At 52.5% G+C, this 13,530-nt stretch carries 14 protein-coding genes; 7 read left to right on the forward strand and 7 right to left on the reverse strand.

Features of this window, described 5'->3' with window-relative positions; translation table 11 throughout:
* Window position 1: 1 nt before the first annotated feature.
* The 7 genes from OMQ46_RS10170 to OMQ46_RS10200 form a co-directional block, all read right to left on the reverse strand.
* The gene (locus OMQ46_RS10170; RefSeq protein ID WP_266236688.1) at window positions 2-817 is read right to left on the reverse strand and encodes a septal ring lytic transglycosylase RlpA family protein; all 816 of its coding nucleotides are present in this window, start codon (window positions 815-817) and stop codon (window positions 2-4) included.
* Window positions 817-1,794 (reverse strand): lytic murein transglycosylase B, encoded by a 978-nt coding sequence (gene mltB, locus OMQ46_RS10175; RefSeq protein WP_266236689.1) that lies wholly within the window; start codon window positions 1,792-1,794, stop codon window positions 817-819. The genes OMQ46_RS10170 and mltB overlap by 1 nt, the downstream gene beginning before the upstream one ends.
* Window positions 1,791-2,924: a rod shape-determining protein RodA gene (rodA, locus tag OMQ46_RS10180; protein ID WP_266236691.1), complete on the reverse strand. Its 1,134-nt coding sequence runs from the start codon at window positions 2,922-2,924 to the stop codon at window positions 1,791-1,793. The genes mltB and rodA overlap by 4 nt, the downstream gene beginning before the upstream one ends.
* Window positions 2,902-4,770 carry a penicillin-binding protein 2 gene (gene mrdA, locus OMQ46_RS10185; RefSeq protein WP_266236692.1) on the reverse strand — a complete coding sequence of 623 codons (1,869 nt, stop codon included), beginning with the start codon at window positions 4,768-4,770 and terminating at the stop codon, window positions 2,902-2,904. The genes rodA and mrdA overlap by 23 nt, the downstream gene beginning before the upstream one ends.
* A 4-nt stretch (window positions 4,771-4,774) precedes the next feature.
* Window positions 4,775-5,254, reverse strand: a complete 480-nt coding sequence (gene mreD / locus OMQ46_RS10190; RefSeq protein WP_266236695.1) for a rod shape-determining protein MreD — start codon at window positions 5,252-5,254, stop codon at window positions 4,775-4,777.
* Window positions 5,238-6,203 (reverse strand): rod shape-determining protein MreC, encoded by a 966-nt coding sequence (gene mreC, locus OMQ46_RS10195; RefSeq protein WP_266237044.1) that lies wholly within the window; start codon window positions 6,201-6,203, stop codon window positions 5,238-5,240. Before mreC ends, mreD begins: the two co-directional genes overlap by 17 nt.
* A 76-nt stretch (window positions 6,204-6,279) precedes the next feature.
* The gene (locus OMQ46_RS10200) at window positions 6,280-7,326 is read right to left on the reverse strand and encodes a rod shape-determining protein (RefSeq protein WP_008291235.1); all 1,047 of its coding nucleotides are present in this window, start codon (window positions 7,324-7,326) and stop codon (window positions 6,280-6,282) included.
* Between the two features lie 121 nt (window positions 7,327-7,447).
* On the opposite strand from OMQ46_RS10200, the gene gatC reads away from it, so the two are divergent.
* The 7 genes from gatC to OMQ46_RS10235 all read left to right on the forward strand — a co-directional run bounded on the left by gatC (window position 7,448) and on the right by OMQ46_RS10235 (window position 13,527).
* Window positions 7,448-7,735, forward strand: coding sequence for an Asp-tRNA(Asn)/Glu-tRNA(Gln) amidotransferase subunit GatC (gatC, locus tag OMQ46_RS10205; RefSeq protein ID WP_266236696.1), 288 nt, complete (start codon window positions 7,448-7,450; stop codon window positions 7,733-7,735).
* A gap of 18 nt (window positions 7,736-7,753) precedes the next feature.
* Window positions 7,754-9,208 (forward strand): Asp-tRNA(Asn)/Glu-tRNA(Gln) amidotransferase subunit GatA, encoded by a 1,455-nt coding sequence (gene gatA / locus OMQ46_RS10210; protein WP_266236697.1) that lies wholly within the window; start codon window positions 7,754-7,756, stop codon window positions 9,206-9,208.
* Window positions 9,209-9,541: 333 nt separating this feature from the next.
* Window positions 9,542-11,173, forward strand: a complete 1,632-nt coding sequence (locus tag OMQ46_RS10215; RefSeq protein ID WP_266236698.1) for an acetolactate synthase large subunit — start codon at window positions 9,542-9,544, stop codon at window positions 11,171-11,173.
* Window positions 11,170-11,685 (forward strand): peroxiredoxin family protein, encoded by a 516-nt coding sequence (locus OMQ46_RS10220; protein WP_266236700.1) that lies wholly within the window; start codon window positions 11,170-11,172, stop codon window positions 11,683-11,685. Before OMQ46_RS10215 ends, OMQ46_RS10220 begins: the two co-directional genes overlap by 4 nt.
* Window positions 11,686-11,799: 114 nt before the next feature.
* On the forward strand, window positions 11,800-12,036 hold the full coding sequence (gene rpmB, locus OMQ46_RS10225) for a 50S ribosomal protein L28 (protein WP_266236701.1): 237 nt from the start codon (window positions 11,800-11,802) through the stop codon (window positions 12,034-12,036).
* Between the two features lie 10 nt (window positions 12,037-12,046).
* Window positions 12,047-12,202, forward strand: coding sequence for a 50S ribosomal protein L33 (gene rpmG / locus OMQ46_RS10230; protein WP_266236702.1), 156 nt, complete (start codon window positions 12,047-12,049; stop codon window positions 12,200-12,202).
* Window positions 12,203-12,303: 101 nt separating this feature from the next.
* Window positions 12,304-13,527, forward strand: coding sequence for an EAL and HDOD domain-containing protein (locus OMQ46_RS10235; protein ID WP_266236703.1), 1,224 nt, complete (start codon window positions 12,304-12,306; stop codon window positions 13,525-13,527).
* Window positions 13,528-13,530: the final 3 nt, after the last annotated feature.

Raw genomic sequence — 13,530 nt, forward strand, 5'->3', positions numbered from 1 at the left:
TTTAATCGACGACGATATGGCTGTCGCGAAAGCCGAGTCCGACCAATCTGGCAGCCAGATCATCACCATAAGCCACACTGGCCAACGGTCCTACTCTGACCCGATACAGGGTACCCTGGACACCACTCACCGGCATGATAGTGACGCTGTCCGCGATATCCTGCTGCAGACGGGATTTAACCTGCTCGGCGCGATTGAGACTACTAAATGCCCCCACCTGCAGAAACATCGCGGCTGAGCTCGCCGACTTTACCGGCTGAGACTCCCGCTTGATCGAGGTCACTCTCTTACTGGCACTACCGGGAGTAATTGCCCGCACTTCCACCAAACCAGTGCCTTTAGCAACAATCCCCAGTTTGGTGGCAGCGCTATATGATAAATCAATCAGACGGTTGTCGTGAAATGGTCCGCGATCATTCACCTTCACAACAACCCTGCGGCCGTTTTCAAGGTTGGTGACCTCCACATAACTCGGTAGCGGCAGTGTTTTATGTGCCGCCGTCATTTCATACATATCGTAAATTTCACCGCTGGAAGTCCGGCGCCCATGAAACTTGGTGCCATACCAGGAGGCTATGCCCTTTTCTCGATAGCCTTCAGCGCTGGTTAGCGTGTAATAACTTTTACCGAAAACTTCGTACTGGGCGGGATTACCGTATTTACTGCGCGGCTCGACCTTGGGTACCGCGTCCGGTATCTGACTGATGTCAGGCACCTTACGTGGTGCACCGTCTTTTTCAGAAACACTGCTGCAGGAAATCAACAACAGATAAGCCAGCGTCAGCGCTGCTCTCCGCCAGAAAACGGTCAATCTCATTACAATTCACCGAATTGATGGCGGATAGCCTCCGCCAGCTGAACCACCGCCATCGCATACATACGGCTGTGATTATAGCGGGTGATGGCATAAAAATTCTGCCGACCCAGCCAGTACTCCTCGCCATCGGGCTGCGTCAGGGCAATGACCGATAGTGAGTCATTACCTGCTGGTAACTGTGCCAGCGAAAAACCGGCTGTAGCCAGTTGCTCACGACTGAATGCCGGTTTCAGGTCGGTGCCATTGATGCCCTCTGGCAGTGATGTATCGAGTTCCGTGCGATGCACAATGCTCTCCCCCGGTACCCAGCCATGCACGGCCAGATAGTTGGCGATACTGCCAATAGCATCAGTGGGGTTATTCCAGATATCCCGGTGGCCATCGCCATCAAAATCCACCGCATAGGCCCGATAGCTGCTGGGCATAAACTGGCCCAGTCCCATGGCCCCGGCATAGGAACCGACTGGTTCCAGCTGGGACATCTGTTCTTCACGGGTGAGGATAAGGAAGTTCTCCAGTTCACTGGTAAAAAAGGGACTCCGCGGCGGGTAACGGAAAGCCAGCGTCGACAGGGCATCGATCACCCGGAAACTACCGACATTACCACCGTAACGGGTTTCTACACCCAGAATTGATACGATGATTTCGGCGGGTACACCGTATTGCTGTTCAGCCTCAGCCAGGGCTTCTTTGTGCTGCTGCCAGAATTCTACACCGCCAGCGATACGCGAACCGGTCAGAAAAATATCACGGTACTCATACCAGGGCTTGCTCTTTTCTGCTGGTCTGGAAATCGCCTTAAGGATGCTGTCCTTGACCTCCACTTCAGCAAAAACCCGTTCCAGCTCCGCTTCGTTAAAACCGTGTTCAGTGACCATTTTGTCAATAAACTGAGGCAGATCCGGTAAGTCCGGATTGGCCATAACAGGCAGAGAAGTCAGACACAACAAAGCACTACTGAACACAAACTGTTTCACGGCGACATCATCCTTCGGTGAGTATGAATAGACATCAGGATACCGAAGCCGGCAAGCAAGGTCACCATCGAGGTGCCACCATAACTCACCAGCGGCAGGGGCACCCCGACCACAGGTAATAAGCCGGTAACCATACCGACATTAACAAACACATAAACCAGGAATGTAATCGAGATACTGCCGGCCAGCAGTCGTGAAAAACTGCTTTGCGCCTGACTGGCAATAAACAGGCCTCGTCCCGCAATCAACAGGTACAGGCACAGTATCAAAGCGGCACCGGCAAGGCCAAACTCTTCGGCAATCACAGCGAATATGAAGTCGGTCGAACGCTCCGGCAGAAACTCAAGGTGAGACTGGGTACCCTGCAGCCAGCCCTGACCGAAGGTACCGCCCGAGCCGATGGCGATTTTCGATTGAATAATGTGATAGCCGGCCCCCAGCGGATCATTTTCCGGATTAAGAAAGGTCAGCACCCGACGCCGCTGATAGTCGTGCATGAAGTACCACAACACGGGCGCCGCCGCCGCGCAGGTACTGATAAAGCCGATAATCAGTTTCCAGCTGATCCCGGCCAGAAAAAGCACAATCAAACCAGAGCTTGCAATCAGTATGGCCGTGCCCAAATCCGGCTGTTTGGCAATCAGAAATGCCGGCAGTCCAATCAGTACCAGGCTCATCAGCACGCGTAATGCTGTGGGAGGTAAGGGACGTTCGGCCAGAAACGCGGCCACCAGAATGGGGACTGCCAGCTTGATAATTTCGGAAGGCTGGAACCGGAAAAAGCCAAGATTGAGCCAGCGTTGTGCCCCCTTTCCTTCATGACCGAACAGTAACACCGCGCCCAGTAGTATCAGACCAAATGCATAGAGCCAGTAGGCGCTGTCACGCATCCTGTCCGGATGAATCTGGGCCACTACCAGCATAGCCCCCATAGCGACACCGAGCCTGACCAACTGGCGGATAATCAGTCCCGTATCCTGACCGCCCGCACTGTATAGCATCATCAAGCCAACACCGAGCAACAGCACCAGGCCGAATAACAGCATCGCATCAATATGCAACAGCTGGAATAGCCTTCCCGGTTGCCAGGATGGCCGCTGTGGTCTGTCACTGATCAGGCTGTGGTTCATCCAGTTCCAATCCGAAATGTTCAATCATCATTTTGCGGGCTATCGGTGCGGCAGTCTTACTACCACTCCCACCATTTTCCACCACCACCGCGACCACAAATTCAGGCTTATCGGCCGGAGCAAAAGCAATAAACAACGCATGATCATGCAGCTTTCTTTCCAGTGTTTCCGCGTCGTATTTCTCATCCTGAGCAATACCGAAAACCTGGGCGGTGCCGGTTTTTCCGGCCACCTTGAATGGCATATCTTTGCCGACATGTCTGGCGGTACCGCGCTCTCCGTGAATCACTTCAACCATAGAGTCTACCACCGCTTCCCAATGCTGACTGTCCTGCATCGGCAGGCTTGTAACACGCTCACTACCACGCAGTTCCATCTCACTTTGCCCTGCTTTACGACTGGCACGAACGACCTGAGGTTCCTGCATGACGCCACGCATGGCAAGGGTTGAAGTGGCATGAGCCAGTTGAATCGGTGTGGTCTGATTAAAGCCCTGCCCAATACCCGAGATCAGCGTCTCGCCCGGGAACCAGGCCTGGTTGCGACTGGCCCGTTTCCACTCTCTCGACGGCGACAAACCGCTGCTTTCACTGGGGATATCGATACCGGTCTGGTGACCGAAGCCAAACAGATCAAGAAAGTTGTGCAAGCGATCAATGCCCAGTGCATGGGCGAGATCATAGAAATAGACGTCACAGGACTGGGCCACCGCGGCGTTCATGTCCATCATGCCGTGACCATGGTGTTTCCAGCAGCGGTAGCGATGATCATGGCCGGGTAAGGTATACCAGCCCGGGCAATAGGTTTTGGAGTGCTCTGTGACCACGCCCAGCTCCAGCCCGGCCAGCGCCACAAACGGCTTTAATGTCGACCCCGGAGGATAACTGCCACGCAAAGCCCGGTCATACAAGGGGCGCTCGGGAGAGTCTCTGAGTGCAGCGTAATCTTTACTGCTGATGCCGGACACAAACAGGTTGGGATCAAAGTCCGGTTTACTGACCAGCGCCAGGACGCCGCCGGTCCGGGGGTCCATCGCCACCACCGAGCCATTGAAATCGGTTAGCGACTCACTGGCGACGCGTTGCAGATTAATGTCCAGATTGAGATATAAATCATCACCCGACTGGGACGAGACGGACATCAGCTCACGAACAATACGACCCTGCACATTGGTCTCAACCTGGCGGTATCCGACATCACCATGCAGGATCTCTTCATATTCCTTTTCTACCCCTGTCTTGCCTATCTGCAAGGTCCCTTTGTAATCCTGCTGGTCGATGATCTGCAGTTCACGCTCATTAATCCGCCCCACATAGCCCACTGCATGGGCAAACAGGTTGCCCTGTGGGTAATGACGTATCAGCCGGCCCTGAACATCAACACCGGGAAAGCGGTAACGGTTGGCAGAAAAGCGGGCAACCTCCTCTTCAGTCAGACGTTGTCTGATCACCACCTGTTGGAAGCGACGGTGTCGCTTGAGACGCGTCTGGAAGTCAGCGATATCTTCATCTGTCAGTGCCAGTAGCTGGGATAATTCATCAAGCGTATGGTCTATATCCTCAACTTTTTCAGGCACCATTTCCAGACTAAAGGTGGGGATATTTTCGGCAATAATTACACCGTTCCGATCATAAATCAGCCCCCGCTGTGGCGGCAGTGGCTCGATATCGACACGATTGCGATTGGAGAGTGAATCAAAATGTTCATATTCGAACACCTGCAACACCACCAGCCTGACAACAACCACGCTGAATACCAGAATCGAGAGCAAGGCAGCGACCAGTAGCCGCCCGTTGATTAAGCGGCTTTCACGGAAATGATCTTTCAGCGTGAAGCGTGTCGACATAAGGTCAGCTTACCTGAAATGTACGACGGATTTTACGCAGCAGGGCATACATCACCGGCCACATCAGCGTACTGGTAATGACTGGCATCCATATAATCCAGCTCATATCGGGACCGGCAGCCAGAATGGCAACGAGATGCACCAGCAATACGACAGAAAAGATCGTCAGTGCCTGCTGCCATAGAGGATACTGCCGAAGCTGCAGGTGGAATCGCGCAATCAAATAAACTGCCAGTGCATAGCTGAATGCCATGATGCCCAGCGTGGTACCCATCATCGCATCCATCAGCAGCCCCGTCAGCCAGCCTACCCCGATGCTGACACGATGCGGCAGGGCCATGGCCCAGTAAATCAGGGTCATCACCACCCATTCAGGACGGAAATAACGCGCCAAATCCGGCAGAGGCACCAGCATCAGCAACATGGCGATAACTAGGGTAATCGCAATCACAAAGCCATTTCTGGACTCAGCGGTTGTCGCCATCGACCGCCTCCTCAGTCTGGGACTCAGGTGTTGTGATAATGACTTCATCCGTAGTGGCCCCCGGTGCCAGAGTCGCTTCGGCCTCGGCAGCAGCAGGTTCCTGTGTCAGCAGTGGTTCGGTCTGAATTTTTTCACCCGGCAACACGAGCATCACTTCACGGCTGGTAGAGAGGTTGGCTGCCGGCTCAACTTTGATGTCGGCAAACGCTTTACCTTGTGGAAAATCAACAGAGACGACTTTGCCGACTGGATAGCCGACAGGAAAACGGCCACCCAGTCCGGAAGTCACCAGCAAATCACCCTGTCTGACATCAGCATTATGCGGCAGGAAATCCATCTGCAGCTTTTCGCCCAACCCACGGCCGGTGACTACAGCCCGAAGCCCATTACGGTTGATTTGAACCGGAATGCTATGGCTGGGGTCGGTCAATAACACAACCCGGCTGGACAACGGTGAAGCCTCAGTCACCTGCCCCATTACACCATGGGCATCGAGCACCGGCTGGCCAATGTAAACCCCGTAGTTATGTCCCTTATCGATAATGACCTGCTGTGAGAAAGGATCCAGGTCTACTGTGAGCAGCTCGGCCACCTGCACCCGCTCCTGCAAACGAAAAGAGGAACCGAGCAACTCGCGCAGACGCATGTTCTCACGTTCCAGCGCCTGCATTTTCTGCAGCCGGATATTCTGCAGTTTATTAGCGGCACTCATCACCGTGATTTGCTCCCGCAATTGCTCGCGATCCTGAAAAAAGTCACCGACCCAATCGGCAAAATTAGTCGGTAAAGAGGCCGTCGCCTGTATCGGGTAAACCAGGGTGGATAAGGTCGAACGTACGGGTTTGAAGTAGTCCAGACGCGAGTCCAGAAAAAACAGCACCAGCGACGCCAGCAAAGCCAGCATCATCCGGGTATTCAGAGACGGTGTGTTGGTAAATAACGGTTTAATGGCTAGCGTCCAAAACTAAAAGACCTTCGCAAATAAAACGCATTTGCAAAGGTCTTAATCTAACGTTTATTGAAGATTATTCAAATGTAAAGACGTCTGTTCCCTTCTCATCGATCATTTCCAGCGCCCGGCCACCGCCACGTGCAACACAGGTCAGCGGGTCTTCAGCGATAATCGCCGGCAGCCCGGTTTCTTCAATCAACAGGCGATCCAGATCCCGCAGCAGCGCACCACCACCGGTCAGAACGATACCGCGTTCAGCCACGTCAGCACCCAGTTCAGGCGGGGTTTGTTCCAGCGCCGTTTTCACGGCAGCAACGATACCGGATAGCGGATCCTGCAGTGCTTCCAGAATTTCATTGCTGTTCAGTGTAAAGCTGCGTGGCACACCTTCAGCGAGGTTTCGGCCACGGACTTCCATCTCTTTAACTTCATTACCGGGATAAGCCGAACCGATTTCTTTCTTAATTTTCTCGGCGGTCGACTCACCAATCAGCGTGCCGTAGTTACGACGCACATAGTTAACAATGGCCTCGTCAAACAAGTCACCACCGATACGGACGGAAGCGGAATAAACAATGCCATTCAGAGAAATCACAGCGACTTCGGTGGTACCACCACCAATATCCAGCACCATGGAACCACTGGCTTCATCCACCGGCATCCCGGCACCAATCGCCGCGGCCATGGGTTCTTCAATCAGAAATACATCTCGAGCACCGGCACCGGCAGCAGATTCACGAATGGCCCGGCGCTCCACCTGGGTGGAACCACAAGGGACACAAACCAGGACGCGGGGACTGGGCTTCAGGAATCGACCTTCATGCACTTTGCGGATGAAGTGCTGGAGCATTTTCTCGGTTACGGTGAAATCAGCAATAACGCCATCTTTCAGTGGGCGGATAGCAGTGATATTTCCTGGGGTCCGTCCCAGCATGCGCTTTGCTTCCACCCCCACGGCGGCAATCGAACGGGGGCCGCCCGGTCCTTTATCCTGACGAATCGCCACCACCGACGGTTCGTCGAGCACGATACCTTTACCGCGCACATAAATCAGCGTATTAGCTGTTCCCAAATCGATCGACAGATCGTTGGAAAAAATTCCACGTAAACGTTCAAACATTGAAGAAACCACACCTGAAAGGGGTAAAAACGATACTTTAGCAATGCTCAGGACTGTTGAGCAAGCTGCTAATGATTTAAACTTGGCGCTTTATTGAAGCAATTAACATTTGGAACTGTCGATGAGTTTAGATAAACACGATGTAGAAAAAATTGCGCACCTGGCGCGCCTGTCTATACAGGAAGAAGACATCCCTCATTACGCTCAGGGTCTGAACAACATCCTCAATCTGGTAGAACAAATGAGCGCCGTAGACACCAGTGGTATACAGCCTATGGCCCACCCACTGGATGCGCATCAACGCCTGCGTCCCGATGAGGTGACCGAAGTCGATCAGCGTGAAGCCTTTCAGGCCATCGCCCCTAAAACCGAGGCCGGTGTTTATCTGGTTCCCAAAGTCATCGAATAAAGCGACACAGGCAAACAAATGCATAACAAATCACTCTCAGAACTCTCGACAGCCCTGCAGAAAGGTGACATCAGCAGTGTTGAACTCACTCAGCATTATCTGGATCGCATCAATCAATACAACGGCGATCTGAATGCCTTTATCACCGTGATCGAAGACCGGGCGCTAGAACAGGCTAAATCTGCTGATAAATTACTGGCCAACAAGCAAGGCGGTCCGCTCACCGGGATTCCGCTGGCACACAAAGATATTTTCTGCACCAAAGGTGTTCGTACCAGTTGCGGCTCAAAAATGCTGGACAAATTCATCGCACCTTACGATGCCACTGTGGTCGAGAAAACCGATGCCGCCGGTATGGTCACACTGGGTAAAACCAATATGGATGAGTTTGCGATGGGCTCTTCCAATGAAACCAGTTATTATGGTCCCGTCAAAAATCCCTGGGACACCGATCGTGTACCCGGCGGCTCATCCGGCGGTTCTGCCGCCGCCATGGCGGCGCGTCTGGCCCCAGTCGCTTCCGGGACCGATACGGGGGGGTCAATTCGTCAGCCCTCCTCTTTATGTAACCTGACCGGACTGAAACCCACCTACGGCCGCATTTCCCGTTATGGCATGATTGCTTTTGCCTCCAGCCTGGATCAGGCGGGCCCAATGGCCAACAGTGCCGAAGATGCCGCCTGGCTGATGAATATCATGTCCGGCTTTGATCCGCGTGATTCCACCAGCGTCGACCGTGAAGTGCCTGACTATACCGCCACCCTGAATGATTCACTGGAAGGCCTGACCATCGGTCTGCCCAAGGAATATTTCGGTGAAGGACTGGATCCACGGGTGGCTGAAGTCGTTGAAACTGCCATCAAGCAATATGAATCGATGGGTGCCAAACTCAAAGAAATCACCCTGCCCAATACACATCTCGCAGTGCCTACCTATTATGTGGTCGCGCCGGCAGAGTGTTCATCGAACCTGTCACGCATGGACGGCGTACGTTTCGGCCACCGCGCTGAAGATCCTAAAGATTTGATGGATCTTTACACCCGTTCACGCGGTGAAGGCTTCGGTGAAGAGGTCAAACGCCGCATCATGATCGGCACTTATGCCCTGTCAGCCGGTTACTACGATGCTTATTACCTGAAAGCCCAGCAGTGCCGCCGCCTGATTCGTGATGACTTCCTCAAGGCCTATGAAGAGGTAGACGTCATCATGGGACCATCAGCACCGACGCCGGCCTTCCGTTTCGGTGAGAAAACCGATGACCCGGTCGCGATGTACATGGAAGATATTTACACCATCAACGTTAATCTGGCGGGTCTACCCGGTCTGTCGTTGCCGGCCGGTTTCATCGACGGCATGCCGGTGGGTCTGCAAATCATCGGTAACTATTTCGATGAAGCCCGTCTGCTCAATGTCGCGCACCAGTATCAGCAGCAAACTGACTGGCACACACGCATACCCGATGCGTTCAAATAGATGCTGACATTAAAAGGGGCTTCGGCCCCTTTTTTGTGTTTAACCACAAAGGCACAGAGTCAAAAAGTAGACTATCCGCAGATTACGCAGATGGACGCAGATATTTGAAGCAGAAGAAGAAAATTGTTGGCGGAAATTTAACCGCTGCTGATAAGGCTCCATCTGTATTTTTGGCTGGTTTATTTCATCTGTGAAAATCTGCGTAATCTGCGGATAAAACCTCTGTGCGCTCTGTGCCTCTGTGGTTCATCATTTATAACCAAGCAGAAACCAGACATAAGCCAATCTGCTATCCTTGCTGCACAACGAAATCGGTTATAAGGAAGCCGCTGCATGAAAGCCGCAGAACTGTTTATCAAAGCGCTGGAAAACGAAGGTGTCGAGTATCTGTTCGGTATTCCCGGTGAGGAAAACCTGGATGTGATGGATGCCCTGCTCGACTCCCCGATTCGCTTTATTACCACCCGTCACGAACAGGGCGCGGCTTTTATGGCTGATGTCTACGGCAGGCTGACCGGCCGCGCCGGTGTCTGTATTGCCACGCTGGGGCCGGGTGCGACCAACCTGATTACCGGTGTCGCTGATGCCAATATGGATCACGCCCCCTTGATAGCCGTGGCTGGTCAGGCTTCCACCCGACGGCTGCACAAGGAATCGCATCAGGTACTGGATCTGGAAGCGATGTTCCGGCCGATCACCAAATACGCCACCCGCATTGTCAGCCCGGAAGTGATTCCCGAGATAGTCCGTAAGGCTTTTAAAGTCGCCCAAACAGAGAAAACCGGTGCCTGCTTTATTGAATTCCCGGAAAATATCGCTGAAATGGAAATCGATGATCTGCCGCTGCGAGTCAAACACGCGACACCACCGGAGCCCGCTGCGGAACATATCGAGCGTGCTGCGGAGATCATTTCCAATGCCAAGAATCCCATTATTCTTGCCGGTAATGGCGTGGTCCGGGCCAATGCCAGCGAAGAACTGGCCGAGTTTGCTGAGAAGCTACGAATTCCGGTGGCCAACACCTTCATGGCCAAGGGTGTCATCCCTTTCCGCCATCCTATGGCGCTGGGCAGTGTCGGTCTGCAGTCCAATGATTATGCCAACTGCGGCTTTGCCAGTGCTGATGTGATTATCTGCGTCGGTTACGACATGGTCGAATATCATCCCTACCTCTGGCATCCGTCACGGGATCGCACCATTATTCATATCGACAGCACCCATGCCGAAGTGGATGCCCATTACAGCGTGGTGTTGGGTATCGTCGGTAACCTGCGCCATAGCCTCAATCGACTTGCTGCTCTGACGACACCGCATGAAGGTAAGGCGCTGCGGATCCTGCGTGACAGCCTGATTGAAGAAATGAATCTGCACCGTGACGACACCGAGTTTCCGGTCAAGCCACAGAAAATCATCTGGGATCTGCGTACCGCGATGGATCTGGAAGATATCGTTATCTGTGATGTCGGCGCCCACAAGATGTGGATGTCACGCATGTTCCGCTGTGAGTATCCCAATACCTGCATTATCTCCAACGGTTTTGCCAGCATGGGCATTGCCGTGCCCGGCGCCATTGCTGCCAAGCTCGCTTATCCTGACAGGAAAGTTGTCGCAGTCACCGGTGATGCCGGCTTTATGATGAACTCACAGGAAATCGAGACCGCGATGCGGCTGCATATTCCGATTGTGATTCTGATCTGGAACGACGCCAGTTACGGTCTGATTGAATGGAAGCAGAAAAATGAATTCGGCCGTACCAGCCATGTCGAATTCACCAACCCGGATTTTGTGCAGTATGCGCAATCTTTCGGCGCGTTCGGTGTCAGAGTCGAGAAGACCGAACAGCTGATGCCAGTGCTGCAGGAAGCACTGGAACGCGACACGGTCACCGTGATTGATTGTCCGGTTGATTACCGGGAAAATCTCAAACTGACAGAAACCCTTGGACAACTGACTTTAACAACATGAAACCTGCAATCAGAAATCTGCTTATTGTTGTGATGGCTGGCGTGGCCGGCCTGATGACCTACACCCTGCTGCCGACTTCAGGACAGCCCATGCCTGAAATCAGCTTCAGCGATATCGACGGGGGTCAGCATCAGCTCACTGACTACAAAGGCCAGCCGATTCTGATGATTTTCTGGGCCACCGACTGCCCCGGTTGCATCAAGGAAATGCCGGAGCTCATCGCCCTGCACGAGGAATATGCTGACAAGGGGCTCGCCATGATCAGCGTCGCCATGCCGCATGATTACCCCGAGCACATCAAGGCCATGCGTGAACAGAAAGGTCTGCCTTATCTCATCACCTGGGATGAAAACGGTGAAATCAGTGCTGCCTTTGATAACGTGCGTGTTACCCCGACCCATTTCCTGATTTCGCCAGAGGGCGAGATTGTGATGCGCAAAATCGGCGTCCTGGATATGGAGCTGCTGGAAGACAGACTCGCCATGATGGGACTTACACCGGTACAATCATAAATTCACTACACATCTAAAAGCTTATATGGTATAAAGTCCGGCTTTAATAGATGCAGGCAGGGGCCTTGGTTGGAACCCTGCGAAGAGTAAAGTTCATCAGGAGCAGGTTCTAAAATGGCCAGAGTATGTCAGGTAACGGGCAAACGCCCAATGAGCGGCAACAACGTTTCGCACGCTCACAACAAAACAAAACGTCGTTTTTTACCCAACCTTCAATCTCACCGTTTTTGGGTTGAGTCTGAAAACCGCTGGGTAAAACTGCGTGTCAGCAACCACGGTCTGCGCATCATCGATAAGAAAGGCATCGATGTTGTACTGGACGAAATGCGTGCTCGCGGCGAAAAAATCTAGGAGATAAGACATGCGTGATAAAATCAGACTCGTTTCGTCTGCCGGTACTGGTCACTTCTACACCACCGACAAAAACAAACGCACCATGCCTGAAAAGATGGAGATCAAAAAGTTTGATCCCGTTGTGCGCAAGCATGTGATGTATAAAGAAGCAAAAATCAAGTAACTACTGCTTGAACGCTGCTTAACAAAAAAGCCCGCCGATGCGGGTTTTTTTGTGCCTGAAAACTGATTAAGATTAGGCTGGAAATTCCTGGAAAACAACTCATGAGCGATAGCGATAATTTCTCTGCAGCCATCATAGCGAGGCAGCCCATCCTGAATCGAGAGTGCGAGCTTATTGCTTATGAATTGCTTTTCCGCCGGAACAGTCAGGATAAAAACGCCGATCTCAGCGAGATGTCAGCCGACATCGCGACAAGCCGTGTCATTAATTATGCCTTTCTTGAGTTAGGCATTGAACGTGTCATCGGTGACCACGTTGCTTTTATCAATCTCACCCGCGCGTTTATCCTTAATGACGAACCGATACCAGCCAGCCAGAATAAGGTGGTGCTGGAATTACTGGAAGACATTGAGGTGGACGATGAGTTACTCGAAGGACTGCGCAGGCTGCGGGCATCGGGTTATACCATCGCGCTGGATGATTTCGTTTTCAATGACTCACTCAAACCGCTGGTAGCGCTCGCCAGTATCGTAAAAATAGATATTCTGGCACTCAGTACCGATCAATTACGTGAACATGTTCAGCTGCTACGACAGTATGATCTCAAGCTGCTTGCTGAGAAAGTTGAGACCCAGGAAGCATTCGACCTCTGTGTGGAACTCGGATTTGATTATTTTCAGGGCTTCTTTTTCTGTAAACCGGACATTATTGAGGATAAGCCGATACCGGTTCGCCAGCAGACTGTGCTTGATTTGATTCAACGGCTGCAGTCACCAGATACCGAGTTTGAAGATATAGAGAGAATTATCAGCAATGATGCCGGACTGACCTATAAGCTTCTACGTCTGCTGAATTCCGCGGCGCTGGCGCTACCCCGTCAGATTGATTCTATCAGGGAAGGTCTGGTGAGATTAGGCCTCAAATCCATCACAACATGGACAACGTTGATAGCGATGAGTGAAATCAATTACAAACCCAGGGAATTACTTGATTACTCTCTCGTGCGCGCCAAAATGTGTGAGTCGCTGGCCAGTGCCTATGGCTGCAGTGCCGAGGGGGGCTTTATTGTCGGTCTGTTCTCCACCATTGATGCCATGCTGGATCGCCGGATGGAGGACGTTATTGATCCTCTTCCATTATCGGAAACAACCAAGCAGGCACTGAAAGCACGATCTGGCCCGCTCGGCATCTTGCTCAGTGATGTATTAGATTACGAGCAGGGCCGCTGGGATGAGATCAGCGAGCAATATGCCTCACTGGAGCAGCTCAGCAAGCATTATATTCTGGCCTCAGAATGGACAATCAATACCAGGAAAGCCATCTGAATA

The organism is Methylophaga sp. OBS1, from assembly GCF_026319365.1.